The organism is Modestobacter sp. I12A-02662 (assembly GCF_041028325.1).
In the GTDB taxonomy this organism is placed as follows: domain Bacteria; phylum Actinomycetota; class Actinomycetes; order Mycobacteriales; family Geodermatophilaceae; genus Modestobacter.
Map to the genome: position 1 here is coordinate 290,331 of NZ_JABGDE010000008.1, position 18,115 is coordinate 308,445.

The following is an 18,115-nucleotide window of genomic DNA, read 5'->3' on the forward strand; positions in this document are numbered from 1 at the left end:
GCGGAGGGCCCTGGAGGGCGGTCGTCCCAGCAGTTCCCACGAGGAGGAACCCCAGCTCATGAAGGTCCTGCGCTTCTACGCGCCGAAGGACGTCCGGATCGAGGACGTGCCCGAGCCCACCTGCGGTCCGGACGAGGTGAAGCTGCGGGTGCGCAACTGCTCCACCTGCGGCACCGACGTCAAGATCTTCAACAACGGCCACCAGAACATCAGCCCGCCCCGGATCATGGGCCACGAGGTAGCCGGCGAGGTGGTGGAGGTCGGCGCGGACGTCAGCGGCTGGTCGGTCGGTGACCGCGCGCAGGTGATCGCGGCCGTGCCCTGCGGGGAGTGCTACGAGTGCCGCCGCGGCTGGATGGCGGTCTGCGAGAACCAGACGTCGGTGGGCTACCAGTACGAGGGCGGGTTCGCGGAGTACCTGATCGTGCCGCGCCAGGTGCTCAAGGTCGACGGGCTGAACCGGATCCCGGACAACATCGGGTTCGACGAGGCGTCGGTGGCCGAGCCCTTCGCCTGCGCCATCAACGCGCAGGAGCTGATCTCGGTGGCGGAGGGGGACACCGTCGTGGTGTTCGGCGCCGGGCCGATCGGCTGCATCCACATCCGGCTGGCCCGCGCCAACGGCGCCAGCCGGGTGTTCCTCATCGACGTCAACGCCGAGCGGCTGAAGATGTCGGCCGACGCGGTGAAGCCCGACGAGGTGATCAACGGCAGCGAGGTCGACGTCGTGGAGCGGGTCAAGGAGCTCACCGACGGGCGGGGCGCCGACGTGGTCATCACCGCCACGGCGGCCAACGTCGCCCAGGAGCAGGCGATCCGGATGGCGGCCCGCCGCGGGCGGATCTCCTTCTTCGGTGGTCTGCCGAAGACCAACCCCTACATCCAGTGCGACTCGAACCTGGTGCACTACCGGGAGCTCATGATCATGGGCGCGAACGGGTCCGCGCCGGAGCACAACAAGCGCGCGCTGGAGTACATCTCCACCGGCAAGGTCCCGGTCAAGGACCTGATCACCGCGCGGCTGCCGCTCGACCGGGCCCTCGAGGCCTTCGACATCGTGGCCAAGGGCGAGGCCATCAAGGTCACCGTCGAGCCATGACCTCGACGGCGCGGCCGGACGGGCACCCCGTCCGGCCGCGCCGTCAGCCGCCGGTCGGCGGCACGGTCACCCGCGGTTGCGGTTGAGGTAGTTGTAGACCGTGAACCGGCTGACGTTGAGCGCCTCCGCGACCGTCTCCGCCGACTTGCGGTAGGTGAAGGCGCCGCGCTCCTCCAGCAGGCGGACGGCGCGCTGCTTCTGCGGTCGGGGCAGGTCGCGCAGCGGTGCGCCGAGCTCCGTGGCGAGGTCCGCCAGCAGCCGGCCCAGGTCGCCCACCGCCTCGCTGGGGGTCTCTCCGGGCGGGTCGGGGAGCCGGACCCCGGCGACGGTCTCGCCCTCCCACACCAGCGGGACGTCGGACGGGGTGATCCGCTCCGGGGCGACGAGCTCCGCCCCGACCCGGTCGAGCAGCGGCGCGACGGCCACGAGCAGGGGGTGGGCGGGGTCCACCCGGTCGCGCCCGGCCACCGGATCAGCCGTCAACGTGCTGGACCTGGAGCGAGCTGCCAGTAGCCCCGGGCGTCAGCGCCGTGGCCGGCACGCGCTCGAGCACCGGCAGCAGGGTGTCGCCCCGGCCGGTGGTCGACGTCCCCGAGGGTCCGGAGTCGCACCGCGGTCCGGCGTCCTCGACGACCCGAAGGGTCCCGGTGGCGTGCGCCGGTGTGTCGCCCCCGCCGGCGAAGGGCTCGGTGGTGGACTCCGCTGCCAGCCGCATGGCGGCAGGTTAGGCCCTGCCTACGTCGCCCGGCACCGGCGGTGTCCCGGACGGGCGTCGTGCGCGCCCGCGGCGTGCGGGCAGTTGCCCTCCGCTGCAGATCAACAAACTGTTGACGTGTGACCTAGCTCACTCTACCGTTGCCCTTGCGGAAAGACCTTTCCGCATGGCGGAAGCCGTCCCGACTGGCTCAACGAGGAATGCCATGTCCCAGGCACCACCCTCGCGGGCACCCCGCGTGCGCCGCAAGCACCCCGTCGACGAGGTCCCACCCGCCGGCATGCTCGCGCTCTACGGAGTGCAGCACCTGCTGGCCTTCTACGCCGGTGCCGTCGTCGTGCCGATCCTGCTCGCCGGGGCCATCGGGCTCTCCGACCGCGAGCTGATCCACCTGATCAACGCCGACCTGTTCACCTGCGGCATCGCCTCGATCATCCAGTCCGTCGGCTTCTGGAAGATCGGCGTCAGGCTGCCGCTGCTGCAGGGCGTCACCTTCACCGCCGTCTCCCCGATGATCGCCATCGGGCTGGCCGCCGGCGGCGGCACCGACGGGCTGCTGGTGATCTACGGCGCGGTGATCGTCGCCGGCCTGTTCACCTTCCTCATCGCGCCGTACTTCAGCCGGCTGATCCGCTTCTTCCCGCCGGTGGTCACCGGCTCGGTGATCACGATCATCGGACTCGCCCTGCTGCCGGTCGCCGCGGCCGACGCGGTCGGCGGCGCGGCGCACCCCGAGCCGGGGAACGCGCGCAACCTCGCCTACGCGGTGGGGACGCTGGCCCTGATCGTGCTGATCCAGCGGTTCTTCCGCGGGTTCATGGCGACCGTCGCCGTCCTGCTCGGCCTGGTCGTGGGCACCCTGACGGCCTGGGTGCTGGGCGACGCCACGTTCAGCGCCGTCGCGGACTCCTCGTGGGTGGGCGTGACGACGCCGTTCTACTTCGGCTGGCCGAAGTTCAGCGTCGCGGCGATCATCTCGATGATCGTGGTCATGCTGATCACCGCGGTGGAGACCACCGGCGACGTCTTCGCGACCGGCGAGATCGTCGACAAGCGGATCGGGCGCAAGGACATCGCGGCCGCGCTGCGGGCGGACGGCCTGGCCACCACCATCGGCGGCGTCTTCAACTCCTTCCCGTACACCTGCTTCGCGGAGAACGTCGGTCTGGTCCGGCTCACCCAGGTGCGCAGCCGCTGGGTGGTCGCCGCGGCCGGCGGGTTCATGATCCTGGTCGGCCTGGTGCCCAAGGCCGGCGCCGTGGTGGCCGGCATCCCGCACCCGGTGCTCGGTGGTGCCGCGCTGGCCATGTTCGCCACGGTGGCCGTCGTCGGCATCCAGACCCTGTCCCGGGTCGACTTCAACGACCACCGCAACGTGGTCATCGTCGCGACCAGCCTGGGCCTGGCCATGCTGGTCACCGCCCAGCCCGGGGTGGTCGACGCGGTGCCCGCCTGGGCCCAGATCATCTTCGGCAGCGGGATCACCCTGGGCAGCATCACCGCCATCGGCCTCAACGCCGTCTTCCACCACCTGGGGCGCGGCCGGGGAGTCGCGCTGAGCGGGGCGCCGGGCCGGGGGCAGATCAGGCTGGAGGACGTCAACGCGATGAGCCTCGAGGAGTTCACCGCCACGTTCGGCAAGCTCTTCCAGGGGCCGACGTCCGTCGTCCAGAATGCCTACACGCAGCGACCGTTCCCTGACAGCACCGCGCTGCGCACGGCGCTGCAGGAGGCGCTGTTCGCGACGAGCCCGGAGGAACAGCGTGCGCTCATGAACGCCTATCCGGCGCTGGGTGGCGACGCGGTGGCCGACGGGACGGCCGGCGAGCAGTCCGCCCTCGACCAGCGCACCGCGGGCCTGACCCAGCTCAGCGACGAGGACCACGAGGCGCTGCGCGAGCTGACCACGGAGTACCGGGAGAAGTTCGGGTTCCCGCTGATCGTCTGCGTCCGGGACACCCCGAGCCGGGAGCGCATCCTGGCCCAGGGCCACGCCCGGCTGCAGAACTCCGCCACCCAGGAGCACGCGGCCGCGCTCATCGAGATCGCCAAGATCGCCGGTCACCGGTTCGACGACCTGGTCGCCGGGGCCAACCCGATCCACAGCGCGCGCACCCAGCGGTTCGGGTCGACGGCGCTCTGACCCCCGGGTGCCCCGGCACCCTCCCGTCGGTCGGCCGCTGCCCGGCGCAGCGGCCGACCGACCCCGACGACGGACAGGAGCAACACACATGCAGTCGCCCACGGTCACCGTGAACGGTCGGGAGCTGCCCCTCTCCGGGGTGGCCCCGCACACCACGGCGCTCGACTGGCTGCGCAGCAGCGGCCTGCTCGGGGCCAAGGAGGGCTGCGCCGAGGGGGAGTGCGGCGCGTGCTCGGTCCTCGTGGCGCGCCCCGGGCTGACCAGCCCGACGCAGTGGACCGCGCTCAACGCCTGCCTGGTGCCGATCGCCGCCCTCGACGGCCAGGAGCTCGTCACGGCCGAGGGGCTGGGCACCTCCCGGGCGCTGCACCCCGTCCAGCGGGAGATGGCCGTCCGCGGCGGCTCGCAGTGCGGGTACTGCACACCCGGGTTCGTGTGCAGCATGGCCGCGGAGTACTACCGGCCCGACCGTGCCCCGCTGCCGGAGCCCGCGCCGTCGTCCGACGGGTCAGCGCCGTCCGACGGGGACCACCTGCACGGCCCGAACGGCTTCGACCTGCACGCGCTCAGCGGCAACCTGTGCCGGTGCACCGGCTACCGCCCCATCCGGGACGCGGCCTACGCCCTGGGCCGGCCGGCCGCCGACGACGTGCTGGCCGCCCGGCGTGACCAGCCGCCGCCCGCGGTGCCCGGCACCCGGCTGGCCGGCGGCGGAGCCGAGTTCGTCCGGCCGACCAGCCTCGCGGAGACCCTGGACCTGCTCGCCGCGCGGCCCGAGGCCCTGCTGCTGGCCGGCTCGACCGACTGGGGCGTCGACGTCAACCTGCGGGCCGCCCGCGCCGCGCTCGTCGTCGCCATCGACCGGCTCCCCGAGCTGCGCACCTTCGACGCCGGGTCCGACGTCCTCGACATCGGGGCGGCGCTGACCCTGACCGAGGTCGAGGAGCTGGTGCAGGGGCGGGTCCCGCTGCTGAGCGAGCTGTTCCCGCAGTTCGCGTCCCGCCTGATCCGCAACGGCGCCACGTTCGGTGGCAACCTCGGCACCGGCTCGCCCATCGGGGACACCCCGCCCGCCCTGCTGGCCCTCGACGCGTCGGTGGTCCTCGCCTCCGCGGCCGGGGAGCGCGAGGTGCTCCTGGCCGAGTACTTCACCGGGTACCGGACGAGCGTGCGGCGACCCGGTGAGCTGATCCGCGCCGTGCGGATCCCGTTGCCGCAGCCCGGCCTGGTCGGCTTCTACAAGATCGCCAAGCGCCGGTTCGACGACATCTCGAGCGTCGCCGTCGGCTTCGGGCTGGACGTCGAGGACGGCGTCGTGCGCCGGGCGCGGATCGGGCTGGGCGGGGTCGCCGCGACGCCGGTGCGCGCCCGGGCCACCGAGGAGGCGCTGACCGGCCGTCCGTGGGACGACGGGACCGTCCTCGAGGCGGCCCGGGTGATGGCCACCGAGGGGACCCCGCTGGACGACCACCGGGCCAGCGCCGCGTACCGCGCGGCCATGCTGGGCCAGGCTCTGATCAAGTTCCACGCCCGCAACCGGGCCCCCCAGGAGGTGGGAGCATGAGCGCGCTCTCCGAGCGACCGGCCAACCCCGTCGTCGGCACGGCCGTCCCGCACGAGAGCGCCGCGCTGCACGTCACGGGCGAGGCGCTCTACACCGACGACCTGGCGTACCGCACCAAGGACCTCCTGCACGCCCACCCGGTGCAGGCGCTGCGCGCGCACGCCCGGATCACCGGGCTGCGGACCGAGCCGGCCCTCCAGGTGCCCGGAGTGGTCCGGGTGCTCACCGCGGCGGACGTCCCCGGGATCAACGACGCCGGGGTGAAGCACGACGAGCCGCTGTTCCCCGACGAGGTCATGTTCTACGGCCACGCGGTGTGCTGGGTGCTCGGCGAGACCCTCGAGGCCGCTCGGCTCGGCGCCGCGGCGGTCGAGGTGGACCTCGAACCGCTGCCCTCGCTGATCACCGTCCGGGAGGCCATCGACGCGCAGAGCTTCCAGGGCGGGCAGCCGACCCTGGAGCGCGGGGACGTCGAGGCGGGCCTCGACGGCGCGGCGCACGTCTTCAGCGGCGAGATCGAGTTCGCCGGCCAGGAGCACTTCTACCTGGAGACGCACTGCGCCCTCGCCCAGGTCGACGAGAACGGCCAGGTCTTCGTCCAGAGCAGCACCCAGCACCCGTCGGAGACCCAGGAGATCGTCGCCCACGTGCTGGGGCTGACCAACTCCGAGGTCACGGTCCAGTGCCTGCGGATGGGCGGCGGGTTCGGGGGCAAGGAGATGCAGCCCCACGGCCTGGCCGCGATCGCCGCGCTCGGCGCCACGCTGACCGGCCGGCCGGTCCGGCTGCGGCTGAACCGGTCCCAGGACATCTCGATGACCGGCAAGCGGCACGGGTTCCACGCCCGCTGGCGGGTCGGCTTCGACGAGGCCGGCCACCTCCAGGCGCTGGACGCGACCCTCACCTCCGACGGCGGCTGGAGCCTCGACCTGTCCGAGCCGGTGCTGGCCCGGGCGCTGTGCCACATCGACAACGCCTACTGGATCCCGGACGTCCGGGTGAACGGCCGGATCGCCAGGACGAACAAGACCTCGCAGACCGCGTTCCGGGGGTTCGGCGGCCCCCAGGGCATGCTGGTGATCGAGGACATCCTGGGCCGCTGCGCGCCGCTGCTCGGTCAGGACGCCGCCACGCTGCGCTCCCGCAACCTCTACACGGCCGGCCAGACCACGCCCTACGGCCAGCCCGTCCGGCATCCCGAGCGGCTCGCCGTCGCCTGGCGGCAGGTGCTGGACTCCAGCGACTTCGCCGCCCGCACGGAGGAGGTCGCCGCCTTCAACGACGCGCACGCGGACACCAAGCGCGGCCTGGCGATCACCCCGGTGAAGTTCGGGATCTCGTTCAACCTGACGGCGTTCAACCAGGGCGGCGCCCTCGTCCACGTGTACAAGGACGGGTCGGTGCTGGTCAACCACGGCGGCACCGAGATGGGGCAAGGGCTGCACACCAAGATGCTCCAGGTCGCCGCGACCACCCTGGGCGTCCCGCTCGAGCGGGTCCGGCTGGCCCCGACCCGCACCGACAAGGTCCCCAACACCTCGGCGACGGCGGCGAGCTCGGGCGCCGACCTCAACGGCGCCGCGATCAAGAACGCCTGCGAGCAGATCCGCGAGCGGCTGGCGCAGGTCGCCGCGGAGCGGCTCGGCGTCGCCCCGGCGGACGTGCGGTTCGGGGACGGCCAGGCGCGCGGCATCGCCTTCGCCAGCGAGACCGTCCCCTGGGACGAGCTGGTGAAGCTCGCCTACTTCCAGCGCGTGCAGCTGTGGGCGGCCGGCTTCTACCGCACCGAGGGGCTGCACTGGGACTCCTCGCGGATGCGGGGGGAGCCGTTCAAGTACTTCTCCTACGGCGTCGCGGCGGCCGAGGTCGAGGTCGACGGCTACACCGGCGCGTACTCCGTGCGCCGGGTCGACATCGTGCACGACGTCGGGGACACGCTCTCGCCGCTGGTCGACCTCGGTCAGATCGAGGGCGGCTTCGTGCAGGGCGTCGGCTGGCTGACCCTCGAGGACCTGCGCTGGGACGAGGGGGAGGGGCTCACCCGCGGCCGGCTGGCCACCGCCTCGGCAAGCACCTACAAGCTGCCAAGCTTTTCCGAGATGCCCGAGGCCTTCAACGTCACGCTGCTGACCAACGCCACCGAGGAGGGCGCCGTCTACGGCTCGAAGGCCGTGGGCGAGCCGCCGCTCATGCTGGCGTTCTCGGTGCGCGAGGCGCTGCGCCAGGCGGCGGCCGCGTTCGGGCCGGCCGGCACGAGCGTGGACCTGGCCTCCCCGGCGACACCGGAGGCCGTGTTCTGGGCCGTCCAGCGGGCCCGCGGCACCGAGGGCGGGCACGTCGCCGAGGGCGCCCCCGGCGTCCGCCCCGCCCAGCCGGGCGCCGACGCCCCGGCGATGCAGCCCTACTCCGAGCGCGTCCAGCACGTGCTGACCCAGACGTGAGGAGGCCGGCATGGACTGGCTGAAGGCCGTCGAGCTGCTGCGGTCCACGCGGGAACGCGGGGTGCTGGTCACCGTCGCGACCGTCCGCGGCCACGCACCGCGGGAGGCCGGCGCGAAGATGGTGGTCGGCGCGGAGCGGACCTGGGGGACGGTCGGGGGCGGCAACCTCGAGGCGGTCGCCGTCGAGCGGGCGCGGGCACTCCTGACCGAGGGGGCCGCGAGGCCGGAGCTGCTGTCCGTCGCGCTGTCGGACAAGGCGCCCTACCAGCACGGCGTCCAGTGCTGCGGCGGGGACGTCACCGTGCTGCTCGAGCCGCTGCCGGTGGCCCCCGCCGTCGGCATCTTCGGGGTCGGGCACGTGGGGCTGGAGCTCGCCCGCATCCTGGCCCGGCGGGACCTGGACCTGCACCTGGTCGACTCCCGGCCCGAGCAGCTGGCACCGGAGCGGCTGGCGGTGCTGGACGACGCCCAGGCCCGGGTGCACGTGCACCACGTCCCGGTGCTGCCCGAGCTCGTCCTCGCCGAGCTGCCCCCGGGGGCGCACGTGCTGATCATGACCCACGACCACGCCGAGGACGCGGCGCTGTGCGACGCCGCGCTGCGCACGCCGCAGCTGGGCTCCATCGGTCTCATCGGGTCGGCGGGGAAGTGGGCGCGGTTCCGGGCGAAGCTCGCCGCCGAGGGGCACACCGCGGAGGACATCGCCCGCATCACGACGCCGATCGGGCTGCCCGGCCTCACCGGCAAGGACCCCTCGACGATCGCGGTGGGGGTCGCCGCGGCCCTGATCCAGGCGTTCGAGGGCGCGTCCGCGCCCGCGCGGGAGGTCCGGTCATGACGCTGTTCCGCGGGACCGTCGTCGACACCCCCGACGACCCGTTCATCGGCGGGGTGCTCCGGGTGGAGGCCGACGGCGGGCTGCTCGTCCGGGCGGGCGAGATCGTCGAGCGCGGCGGCTTCGCCCAGCTGCGCGCCCGGCACGCCGAGGAGGACGTCGTCGACCTGAGCGGGGGCCTGCTGCTGCCCGGGTTCGTCGACACCCACGTGCACTTCCCGCAGGTCCGGGCGATGGGCGGGCTGGGCATGCCGCTGCTGGACTGGCTGGAGCAGTGCGCGCTCCCCGAGGAGGCCCGGCTCGCCGACCAGCCGTACGCGCAGGCGGTGGCCGCCGACTTCGTCAGCGGCCTGGCCCAGGCCGGGACGACGACGGCGCTGGTCTTCGGTGCGCACTTCGCCCCGGCGGTCGACGCGCTGTTCGCCGAGGCCGCCCGGGTCGGCCTGCGGGTGACCAGCGGGCTCGTGGTCAGCGACCGGCTGCTGCGCCCGGACCTGCTGACCACCCCGGAGCGCGCCCACGAGGAGGGGCTGGCCCTGGCCCACCGCTGGCACGGGGTGGGCCGCGCCCGCTACGCCGTCACCCCGCGCTTCTCCCTGTCCTGCGGGGACGCGCTGCTGGACGCCTGCGGATCGCTGCTGCGCGAGGTCCCCGGCGCCTGGTTCACCTCGCACGTCAACGAGAACGCGCTGGAGATCGCCACCGTCGCGGAGCTCTTCGAGGGCAGCGTCTACGTCGACACCTACGACCGGCACGGCCTGATCGGGCGCAACAGCGTACTGGCGCACAACGTCCACCCCACGGACGACGAGCTGCAGCTGCTGTGCCGGCGGGGGGCCAGCATCGCGCACTGCCCTACCAGCAACGCCGCGCTGGGCAGCGGCATCTTCTCCCTCAAGCGGCACGTGGACGCCGGCGTCCGGGTGGCGCTGGGCTCCGACGTCGGCGCCGGCACCGGGTTCTCGCTGCTCAAGGAGGCCCTCCAGGCCTACTTCCTGCAGCAGCTGCTGGGCGCCGAGGGGCAGCGGCTCACCCCGGCCCACCTGCTGCACCTGGCCACGTCGGCCGGCGCCGACGCCCTCGGCCTGGCCGACCAGGTGGGCGACCTGGGGGTCGGCAAGCGGTTCGACGCGGTGTGGCTGCGGCCCCGCCCGGGCTGCACGCTGGACGTCGCACTGCGCACCGCCTCCGGCCCGGAGGACGCGCTGGCCCGGGCGTTCGCGCTCGCGTCGACGGCGGACGTCGACTCGGTCTGGATCGACGGCCGGCCGGTCCCGACCGACCACCGGTTCGCGGGGTCGGTGCCGCGCGCGGCCGCCGTCCCGTCCCCGCGCCGGTAGGGCGGCCGCGACCGGTCCTCGGCCAGGTGCGCGGGGGGCCCAGCCGTTACCGCCGCAGGGGTGTGGCGATGCAACACCCAGGGTGGCTGCCGGCGGACCGGTCCTGCCCGGAGGCTGGTGGCAGCGGATCGGGTGACCGCCCGGCGCATACGCCTCCCGGACTGGAGCAGACGATGACGACCGAGCACCGCAGTGCACGCAGGAGCCGGTTCGCACGCTGGTTGGCCCGGACGGCCCTCGCCGTCGTCGTCGCGACCGCCGTGCTCGGCCTGGCCGCGCCGGCCCAGGCCGACAGCTGGTACGGCCGGCCCAACACCATGACCTGCATCTTCACAACCGTCGTCATCGACGCGCCGACGAACGTGCCCGTCGCCGGCCCGGTGCTCTGGCGGGCCGAGGTGCAGGTGTGGGACGCGGGCACGCAGACCTGGCGCACCGCGCTGTACTTCGACCTCACCAACCAGGCGACGAACGAGGGGATCACGCCGGGCCCCTGGACCGACACCGTCTCCGGCGACTCCTCCGTCTACTCCGTGTCGGCGGGGATGGACCCGAACGACCCCACCAGCCACGAGGTGCGGGTGCTCAACAGCTTCTTCGACTACACCGCCGGCCGGTGGGTCGAGGGCTTCCTCTCGCAGAGCAACCTCACCGGCGGGACGACCTGCACCATCACGGGGGGACCCATCGTCGTCTAGGCCGCGCGGCCGAGGGGATCGCGACGGGCCGGGAGACCGGCCCGCCGCGGTCCCCGGCGGTGTGACCTGCGCCGACCGGATAGGTTCAGCGGGACGGTCGGCGGCTGATGGTGAGGTGGCGCGGTGGGCAGGTCGGTGCTGGTGACCGGCGGGAACCGGGGGATCGGGCTGGCCATCGCCCGCGCCTTCGCCGAGCAGGGCGACTCGGTCGCGGTGACCCACCGCGGCAGCGGCGTCCCCGAGGGCCTGTTCGGCGTGCAGTGCGACGTCACCGACACCGCCGCCGTCGACCGGGCGTTCACCGAGGTGGAGGAGCACCAGGGCCCGGTCGAGGTGCTGGTCAGCAACGCCGGCATCACCCGGGACGGGCTGCTGCTGCGGATGGGCGAGGACGCCTTCACCGACGTCATCGACGCCAACCTCACCGCGGCCTACCGGGTGGCGAAGCGGGCCGCGCCGAAGATGGTCCGCGCCCGGGCCGGCCGGATGGTCTTCATCAGCTCCGTGGTCGGCCTGCTCGGCTCGGCGGGCCAGGTCAACTACGCGGCCAGCAAGTCCGGGCTGGTCGGGCTCGCCCGCTCGATCGCCCGGGAGCTGGGCAGCCGCGGCATCACCGCGAACGTGGTGGCTCCCGGCTTCGTGGCCACCGACATGACCGCCGAGCTGCCGGAGAAGCGGCAGCAGGAGATCCTCGGCCAGGTCCCTCTGGCGCGGTACGCGCAGCCGGAGGAGATCGCGGCTGTCGTCCGCTTCCTGGCGGGCGAGCAGGCGGGCTACATCACCGGGGCGGTCGTCCCGGTCGACGGCGGACTGGGGATGGGTCACTGATGGGCGTGGGCAACGGCATTCTCGAGGGCAAGAAGATCCTGGTCGCCGGCGTGCTGACCGAGCAGTCCATCGCGTTCTCGGTGGCCCGGATCGCGCAGGAGCAGGGCGCCACCGTCGTGCTGTCCAACTTCGGCCGCGCGCTGTCGCTGTGCCAGCGGATCGCCAAGCGCCTGCCGCAGGAGGCGCCGGTCGTCGAGCTGGACGTGACGGACACCGAGCACCTGTCGACGCTGGCCGACCGGCTGCGCGAGCACGTCGGTGGCGACGACGCCCGCCTGGACGGGGTCGTGCACTCCATCGGCTTCGCCCCGCAGGAGGCGATGGGCGCGGGGTTCACCGAGGTCGCGTGGGAGCACGCGGCCACCGCCTTCCAGGTGTCCGCATGGTCGCTGGCCTCCCTCACCCAGGCCTGCCGGCCGCTGTTCGGCGCGAGCGCCTCGGTGGTCGGCCTGACCTTCGACGCGACCGTCGCCTGGCCGGTCTACGGCTGGATGGGTGCGGCGAAGGCCGCGCTGGAGTCGACGTCCCGCTACCTGGCCCGCGAGCTGGGCCCCGACGGCGTCCGGGTCAACCTGGTCGCCGCCGGCCCGCTGCGCACGATGGCGATGAAGTCGATCCCGGGCAGCAACCAGTTCGAGGAGGCCTGGGAGCAGCGCGCGCCGCTGGGCTGGTCGGTCACCGACACCGAGCCCGCCGGCAAGGCCGTCGCCGCGCTGCTGTCCGACTGGTTCCCGGCCACCACCGGCGAGATCGTGCACGTCGACGGTGGCTTCCATGCCGTCGGTGTCTGACCGGTCCCGCCCGCGCCACCCCCTGCCCGACGGCGCGTCGATCACCCCGCCCGGGCAGGAGCCCGACCAGGAGCCCTCGCTCGCCGTGCGCAACAACGGCGGGGTCGCGCCGGCGGCCGAGCCGGCACCGCCCGGCCGCCGGGAGGCCCTGCTGGTGCTCGGCTTCGGCGGCCCCGAGGGCACCGACGACGTCATGCCGTTCCTGGAGAACGTGACCCGCGGCCGCGGCATCCCGCGGGAGCGGCTGGCGGCGGTCGCCGAGCACTACCTCCACTTCGGTGGGGTGAGCCCGATCAACGACCAGAACCGGGCGCTGGTGGAGGCGCTGCGCGGCGAGCTGGGCGCGGCCGGCCTCGACCTGCCGGTGTACTGGGGCAACCGGAACTGGGCGCCCTACGTCGAGGACGTCTGGCGGCAGATGGCCGAGGACGGCGTCGAGCACGCCTACGTGCTCGCCACCTCGGCCTACGCCTCCTTCTCCGGCTGCCGGCAGTACCACGAGGACGTCGCCCGCGCCCGGGTCGCGCTGGAGTCCGACCCCGCCGCCCCGGCCGGGCCGACCGCCGAGAAGCTGCCGCACTACTTCGACCAGCCCGGGTTCGTCCGGGCCAACGCCGACGCCCTCGTCGCCGCCCTCGGCGAGCTGCCCGCCGACCTCCGGGGCACCGCCCGGCTGATCGCCACCGCGCACAGCATCCCGGACGCGATGGCCGACGTCGCCGGGCCGCAGGGGCACGCCTACGAGGTGGAGCTGCAGCGCGCCGCCCAGCTCGTCGTCGACGCGGCCGCTCCCGGGCGGGAGTTCGACCTGGTGTGGCAGAGCCGCAGCGGGCCGCCGTCGGTGCCGTGGCTGGAGCCCGACGTCAACGACCACCTGCGGGCGCTGGCCGGGTCGGGAGAGCGGGCCGTCGTCCTCTTCCCGATCGGCTTCATCAGCGACCACCTGGAGGTGGTCTGGGACCTCGACAACGAGGCCGCCGAGACCGCCGGTGAGCTCGGGCTGGCCTTCGCCCGGGCGGCGACGGCGGGCACCCACCCGGCGTTCGTGGCCGGCCTGCGGGAGGTGCTGCAGGAGCGCCGCTCCGGCGGGGAGCCGCGCCTGGGCACCAACTGCCCGGCATCCTGCTGCTTCGTGCAGCGCCCGGCGCGCCCCGCCGCCGGCTGACCACATCGGGCCCTGGTTCAGGGAGCGGCGCGCAGCAGGTCGGTGGAGCCCTCGTCCAGCGCGTCCCGGATCTGCGTCAGCGCGGCACGGATCAGCCGCCCGTAGTCGTCGTCGGCGAGCACGTGGACCAGCTGCTCGGCCTCGGCCAGGTGCCGCCGCGCCGCGACCGGGTCGCCGAGACGGCGGTGGCAGTCGGCCACGCTCAGCTGCAGCGAGGGCAGGAACCCCCGCACCTGCATCCCGGGGTCGAACCGGGCGGTGCGCTCGTCGGTCAGCTCGGCGACGTCGGCCAGCGCCCGCTCGTCCCAGGCCAGCTCGTCGCGGACGTCGTCCTGCAGGTCGGCGAGGAAGTGCGCGACCGTCACCCGGTGCAGCGGGTCGCCCGCGGGGCCCACCTGCCGCCACAGCTCCGCCAGCCGCTCCCGGGCACCCAGGCGGTCACCGGCGCGCCCCCGCTCGACGGCAGCGGTGAGCGCGGCCATCGTCGGGTCGGCTGCGGTCACCACGTCACCTCAGTTCCTCGGCACCCAGTTGTAGGCGGCCATCGCGGCCTCGCGGACCGCGGTGGCCAGCGGACGCAGGGCATCGTCCCGGGCCGCGGCCTGGGCGGTCGTGACCGCCGCCCCGGGGGCGTCGGCCATCGCCAGGTCGAGCACCTGCGCCAGCCGCTGCGCGCGACCGAGGACCGACAGCGCCAGGGGATCGTGGTCGGCCGGCAGGCCGGGCGCCGGCGTCCGGCGGGCCAGCCCGGCGAGCAGGCCGGGCACCTCCGGGTGCCAGCGGGCCAGGTCCAGGGCGGCCAGCGTGCGGGCCGCGTCGCCGACCGCCAGGTCCAGGGCGCCGGACACCCGGCGCAGCGTGTCCTCCACCAGGGGCGCGGCCGGCGGGGCGTCCCGGAGCGGGAACGCCGTCCACGCCACCGCCTCCGGGCCCAGCTGCTCGGGCACGAACGCCAGCTGCCCGCCCACGGCCGCCTGACCGGACTCCAGGGCGAGTGCGGCGAGCCCCGGCACGGCGGGCAGCCCGCGGATGTCGCCGGGCGCGGGCAGCACCAGGCGCAGGCGCTGCTCACCGGCTCCGCGCAGCGCGCTCAGCGCCCAGCCGAGGGGCACGGCGCCGTCGGTGCCCGGCAACCCGCAGACCCGGTGGGCGGAGTCGTCGAGGAGCGCGTCGAGTGCCTCGTCGTAGGAGGTGCGGCCGGTGAGCCAGGCGGTGGCCCAGACGGCGAGACGGCCGGCGGCGAGATCGTGCACGGTCGTCGAGGCTACGACCCCGGGCCGCTCGACGCCGGGCCCGGGAGGGGGCGCGGTCGCCGTACCCGCGGCAGGGAGCTCCGGTCGTGCCAGACTCCGGGTGTGCCCGCCTGGTTGCTCTGGTTGATCGCCGCCGGTGTCTTCGCAGGCGGGGAGGTGGCCAGCCTCGACCTGGTCCTGCTCATGTTCGCCGGCGGTGCGCTGGGCGGGATGACGGTGGCGCTGGTCGGCGGGCCCGTGGTGCTGCAGCTGGTCGCCTTCGTCGTCGTCTCCGCCGCCCTGCTGGCGGTGGTCCGGCCGATCGCCAAGCGGCACCTGCTCGAGCGCACCGAGGAGCAGCTCGACGGGGTGGCCGCCCTCGTGGGCCGGACCGCCGTGGTCAGCGAGCGGGTGGACAACGAGTCCGGGCACGTGCGGATGGGCCACGACGAGTGGTCCGCGCGCACCCTGCTCGACGGCGAGGTCCACGAGGTGGGCGCGGAGGTCCGGATCGTCCAGATCGAGGGACCGATCGCATACGTCGGCGACATCTGACCGAGCACGTGAGCGGTGGGGCCCCTTCAGCTCTCCAGGGTGGCGTCGAGGGTGATGTCGTCGACCCCGGCGAGCGCGGCTGACCACGCAGCTGCCGACGTGGGAGCTGCTCAGCTCGACCTGACCGCCCCCTCCTACAGGGTGCCGTTCCAGGCGGTGCGGGCGGTGTGGCTGGCCATGCGGCTCCTCCTCGGGTCGGGGCCGGTCGGCGAACAGCTCATCGGATCAAGACGCCGTCCGCGACGCTGACCTGCCACATGTGCCCGTCGGGTCGGCGAACGCGCCGGCGTAGGCGTGTGCACCTCGCGTCTCTGCGGGGTCGTCGTCCACCGGGCCGGGACCCCAGGCTTGGTTTCCGGACTCGTAGACGATGTCGCCGCCAGCATCCTGTGCGCGACGCATCAGCTCGCCGACCTCGGCAGCGGTGGCCAGCCCGATCACGACGCAGCACTCGTGCGCGGGTCGCTCCCGTTCCGGCCGGGAGGGCTGTCGGGCTCAGGCCTGCTTCAGGGGCGTCGGCGCGGCTGGGTCGTGGGTGGCGGCCCAGCTGGCGAGGAGCTTCAGGGCGTCGTCGGCGGGTGAGCCTGCTTCGGCGCTGAACGCGATCAGCGACAGGCCAGGATCGGCGGGCAGCTTCATGACCTCGTAGGACAGGTGCAGGTCACCGACGACGGGGTGATGGAGGGACTTGACCCCGGCGCGGTGCAGACGGACGTCGTGTGCGGCCCAGCGGGAGCGGAAGGCGTCGCTGCGGGTGGACAGCTCCCCGACGAGGTCGGTCAGCTCCTTGTCGTAGGGGTCGCGGCCGGCTTCCAGGCGCAGCATGGCCACGGCGTCGTCGGCAGCGCGTTCCCAGTCGAGCCAGAAGTCGTGGGAGCGGGGGTCGAGGAAGTCGAACCGGGCGTGGTTGACCGGTCGGGCCGGGTTGGCGAACAAGGGAGCGAACAGCGCTCCACCGAGGGGATTGGCGGCGATGAGGTCCAGGCGCCCGTTGTTGACGATGGCCGGCACTCCGGTCATCCCGGCGAGGATGCGCGCCACGCCGGGTCGCAGCTGGACGGCGGGTGCGCGCCTGGGGCGTGCGGCGGGGCCGGCGGCGCGGGCGAGGTCGGCCAAGTGGGCGCGCTCCGCCTCGCCCAGCTGCAGCGCGCGGCCGAGGGCGTCGAGCACGCTCTCGGAGACGCCGCTGAGATCGCCCCGCTCGAGTCGGGCGTAGTACTCGACGCTCACGCCGGCGAGATCGGCCACCTCGCTGCGGCGCAGACCCGGCACGCGCCGGTTGCGGCTGTAGTGGACCAGCCCGGCCTGCTCGGGGGTGATCTTGGCCCGCCGGGTGCTGAGGAAGGCCTTGACCTCGTCGCGGTTGTCCACGGCCCGAGGCTAGGACGGACTCGTCGGACGAGGGATGCCCTGCCAGTACACCTCTCGGCAGTGACTTCTCCGGCCTCCCGGCTCCGGCTTGCATGGTCTTCGCCGCCGCTGGCCGGGCGTGGGACACCACGCGACCGGCACCTGACGGGGGACGCCGACCCGCGATGGAGGACGAACCGAACATGGCTGACGACACGAGTGAGAAGAAGGTCTGGCTGGTCACCGGTGCCGGCCGGGGCATGGGCGTGGACATCGCGCGGGCGGCCCTGGCGGCCGGGCACGCGGTCGTGGCCACCGGCCGCAACCCCGACCGGGTCAGCGCCGCGATCGGCGCGCACGACGACCTGCTGACGGTCCCCCTGGACATCACCGACCCGGCCAGCGCGCAGGCTGCCGTGCTGGCCGCCGTCGACCGGTTCGGCCGGGTCGACGTGCTGGTGAACAACGCCGGCAACTTCTACGCCGGGTTCTTCGAGGACATCAGCCCAGAGGACTTCCGGGCGCAGGTGGAGACCAACCTGTTCGGTCCGCTGAACGTCACCCGCGCCGTGCTGCCGGTCATGCGCGCCCAGCGCTCCGGAATCGTGGTGACCATGAGCTCCTCCGCGGGCCTGGTCGGCCAGGAGTTCACCTCCGCCTACGCCGCGTCGAAGTTCGCCCTCGAAGGATGGATGGAGTCCCTCGGGCCAGAGGTGGCTCCGTTCAGCATCCGCACGATGGTCGTCGAGCCCGGGTTCTTCCGCACCGACCTGCTGACCCCTCAGTCGACGAGCTACGCCGAGCCCCGGATCGAGGACTACGCCGAGCGCACCAGGCAGACCGTTGCGGCCTGGCAGAGCATGAACGGCCAGCAGGGCGGGGACCCCGCGAAGCTCGCGAGGGCGCTGGTCCGGCTGGCCGACCAGGACGAGCCGCCGGTGCGCTGGGTCGCCGGCGCCGACGCCGTCGCGGGCGTCGAGCAGAAGGCGAAGGACCTGCTCGCACAGGTGGATGCCCACCGGGAGCTGTCGTCGTCGCTGGCCCGCGACGACGCCACGGCGAACGCCTGACGGCGGGCGAAGAGGCAGGGGTGCGGAGCCCCTCCGGGCGCCGCACCCCAACGGGCGACCCCGAGCGAACCCCTACGGAGCGACGCTCGACCGATCCGTTGTGGCTGCCCCCGACGTTACCGCGGGAACGCCTGACCAGACGCCCGGGCAAGAATGTCCGATGCAGCTGCACAGCTGCCGTCGGCGTCCTCACCGCCGGATGTCTCAGAGCGGCCCATTCAGTCCCGGATGCCCCTGCGGGGCACCAGCAAGGATGAGAATCGTGGGCGGCCGTCCGTAGAGCCCGGGA

General features: G+C 73.9%; 17 protein-coding genes. 12 read left to right on the plus strand and 5 right to left on the minus strand.

Annotated features, from left to right (window positions below):
• The first annotated feature begins 58 nt into the window (after positions 1 to 58).
• Positions 59 to 1,099 (plus strand): zinc-dependent dehydrogenase, encoded by a 1,041-nt coding sequence (locus HL189_RS14160; protein ID WP_369134347.1) that lies wholly within the window; start codon positions 59 to 61, stop codon positions 1,097 to 1,099.
• Between the two features lie 66 nt (positions 1,100 to 1,165).
• Here HL189_RS14160 and HL189_RS14165 read toward each other — a convergent pair whose 3' ends face one another.
• Positions 1,166 to 1,582, minus strand: a complete 417-nt coding sequence (locus tag HL189_RS14165; RefSeq protein ID WP_369134348.1) for a helix-turn-helix domain-containing protein — start codon at positions 1,580 to 1,582, stop codon at positions 1,166 to 1,168.
• Positions 1,572 to 1,814, minus strand: a complete 243-nt coding sequence (locus tag HL189_RS14170; RefSeq protein ID WP_369134349.1) for a hypothetical protein — start codon at positions 1,812 to 1,814, stop codon at positions 1,572 to 1,574. Before HL189_RS14170 ends, HL189_RS14165 begins: the two co-directional genes overlap by 11 nt.
• A gap of 205 nt (positions 1,815 to 2,019) precedes the next feature.
• Between HL189_RS14170 and uraD the strand changes: the two genes are divergently transcribed.
• The 9 genes from uraD to HL189_RS14215 all read left to right on the plus strand — a co-directional run bounded on the left by uraD (position 2,020) and on the right by HL189_RS14215 (position 13,619).
• Positions 2,020 to 3,957 (plus strand): 2-oxo-4-hydroxy-4-carboxy-5-ureidoimidazoline decarboxylase, encoded by a 1,938-nt coding sequence (uraD, locus tag HL189_RS14175; RefSeq protein WP_369134350.1) that lies wholly within the window; start codon positions 2,020 to 2,022, stop codon positions 3,955 to 3,957.
• A gap of 88 nt (positions 3,958 to 4,045) precedes the next feature.
• A complete protein-coding gene (locus tag HL189_RS14180; protein ID WP_369134351.1) occupies positions 4,046 to 5,521 on the plus strand; it encodes a xanthine dehydrogenase small subunit in 1,476 nt (491 codons plus the stop codon).
• Complete coding sequence (gene xdhB / locus HL189_RS14185; protein ID WP_369134352.1) at positions 5,518 to 7,962, plus strand: xanthine dehydrogenase molybdopterin binding subunit; 2,445 nt, start codon at positions 5,518 to 5,520, stop codon at positions 7,960 to 7,962. Before HL189_RS14180 ends, xdhB begins: the two co-directional genes overlap by 4 nt.
• Before the next feature lie 10 nt (positions 7,963 to 7,972).
• Complete coding sequence (gene xdhC, locus HL189_RS14190) at positions 7,973 to 8,800, plus strand: xanthine dehydrogenase accessory protein XdhC (RefSeq protein WP_369134353.1); 828 nt, start codon at positions 7,973 to 7,975, stop codon at positions 8,798 to 8,800.
• Positions 8,797 to 10,137 carry a guanine deaminase gene (locus HL189_RS14195; RefSeq protein ID WP_369134354.1) on the plus strand — a complete coding sequence of 447 codons (1,341 nt, stop codon included), beginning with the start codon at positions 8,797 to 8,799 and terminating at the stop codon, positions 10,135 to 10,137. The genes xdhC and HL189_RS14195 overlap by 4 nt, the downstream gene beginning before the upstream one ends.
• Before the next feature lie 173 nt (positions 10,138 to 10,310).
• Positions 10,311 to 10,835 (plus strand): hypothetical protein, encoded by a 525-nt coding sequence (locus tag HL189_RS14200; protein ID WP_369134355.1) that lies wholly within the window; start codon positions 10,311 to 10,313, stop codon positions 10,833 to 10,835.
• Positions 10,836 to 10,958: 123 nt separating this feature from the next.
• Positions 10,959 to 11,663 carry a 3-oxoacyl-ACP reductase FabG gene (fabG, locus tag HL189_RS14205; RefSeq protein ID WP_369134356.1) on the plus strand — a complete coding sequence of 235 codons (705 nt, stop codon included), beginning with the start codon at positions 10,959 to 10,961 and terminating at the stop codon, positions 11,661 to 11,663.
• A complete protein-coding gene (gene fabI / locus HL189_RS14210) occupies positions 11,663 to 12,454 on the plus strand; it encodes an enoyl-ACP reductase FabI (protein WP_369134357.1) in 792 nt (263 codons plus the stop codon). Before fabG ends, fabI begins: the two co-directional genes overlap by 1 nt.
• Positions 12,447 to 13,619 (plus strand): ferrochelatase, encoded by a 1,173-nt coding sequence (locus HL189_RS14215; RefSeq protein WP_369134358.1) that lies wholly within the window; start codon positions 12,447 to 12,449, stop codon positions 13,617 to 13,619. Before fabI ends, HL189_RS14215 begins: the two co-directional genes overlap by 8 nt.
• Positions 13,620 to 13,636: 17 nt before the next feature.
• On the opposite strand, the gene HL189_RS14220 is transcribed toward HL189_RS14215, so the two are convergent.
• Together HL189_RS14220 and HL189_RS14225 are read right to left on the minus strand one after the other, a co-directional pair.
• Positions 13,637 to 14,122, minus strand: coding sequence for a hypothetical protein (locus tag HL189_RS14220; protein ID WP_369134359.1), 486 nt, complete (start codon positions 14,120 to 14,122; stop codon positions 13,637 to 13,639).
• A gap of 9 nt (positions 14,123 to 14,131) precedes the next feature.
• Complete coding sequence (locus HL189_RS14225; protein WP_369134360.1) at positions 14,132 to 14,872, minus strand: hypothetical protein; 741 nt, start codon at positions 14,870 to 14,872, stop codon at positions 14,132 to 14,134.
• A 102-nt stretch (positions 14,873 to 14,974) separates the two neighbouring features.
• On the opposite strand from HL189_RS14225, the gene HL189_RS14230 reads away from it, so the two are divergent.
• Positions 14,975 to 15,406 (plus strand): NfeD family protein, encoded by a 432-nt coding sequence (locus HL189_RS14230; RefSeq protein ID WP_369134361.1) that lies wholly within the window; start codon positions 14,975 to 14,977, stop codon positions 15,404 to 15,406.
• 495 nt (positions 15,407 to 15,901) lie between these two features.
• Here HL189_RS14230 and HL189_RS14235 read toward each other — a convergent pair whose 3' ends face one another.
• Positions 15,902 to 16,777, minus strand: a complete 876-nt coding sequence (locus HL189_RS14235; protein WP_369134362.1) for a helix-turn-helix transcriptional regulator — start codon at positions 16,775 to 16,777, stop codon at positions 15,902 to 15,904.
• A gap of 182 nt (positions 16,778 to 16,959) precedes the next feature.
• Here HL189_RS14235 and HL189_RS14240 point away from each other — a divergent pair, with 182 nt between their 5' ends.
• Positions 16,960 to 17,826 (plus strand): SDR family oxidoreductase, encoded by an 867-nt coding sequence (locus tag HL189_RS14240; protein ID WP_369134363.1) that lies wholly within the window; start codon positions 16,960 to 16,962, stop codon positions 17,824 to 17,826.
• Positions 17,827 to 18,115: the final 289 nt, after the last annotated feature.

Excerpts from the sequence above, each read along its gene's own strand:
- HL189_RS14200 (WP_369134355.1), top strand. The coding sequence starts at position 10,311 with ATGACGACCGAGCACCGCAGTGCACGCAGGAGCCGGTTCGCACGCTGG.
- xdhB (WP_369134352.1), top strand. The coding sequence starts at position 5,518 with ATGAGCGCGCTCTCCGAGCGACCGGCCAACCCCGTCGTCGGCACGGCC.
- HL189_RS14170 (WP_369134349.1), bottom strand. The coding sequence starts at position 1,814 with ATGCGGCTGGCAGCGGAGTCCACCACCGAGCCCTTCGCCGGCGGGGGC.
- uraD (WP_369134350.1), top strand. The coding sequence starts at position 2,020 with ATGTCCCAGGCACCACCCTCGCGGGCACCCCGCGTGCGCCGCAAGCAC.
- HL189_RS14195 (WP_369134354.1), top strand. The coding sequence starts at position 8,797 with ATGACGCTGTTCCGCGGGACCGTCGTCGACACCCCCGACGACCCGTTC.
- HL189_RS14160 (WP_369134347.1), top strand. The coding sequence starts at position 59 with ATGAAGGTCCTGCGCTTCTACGCGCCGAAGGACGTCCGGATCGAGGAC.
- fabI (WP_369134357.1), top strand. The coding sequence starts at position 11,663 with ATGGGCGTGGGCAACGGCATTCTCGAGGGCAAGAAGATCCTGGTCGCC.
- HL189_RS14240 (WP_369134363.1), top strand. The coding sequence starts at position 16,960 with ATGGCTGACGACACGAGTGAGAAGAAGGTCTGGCTGGTCACCGGTGCC.
- xdhC (WP_369134353.1), top strand. The coding sequence starts at position 7,973 with ATGGACTGGCTGAAGGCCGTCGAGCTGCTGCGGTCCACGCGGGAACGC.
- HL189_RS14180 (WP_369134351.1), top strand. The coding sequence starts at position 4,046 with ATGCAGTCGCCCACGGTCACCGTGAACGGTCGGGAGCTGCCCCTCTCC.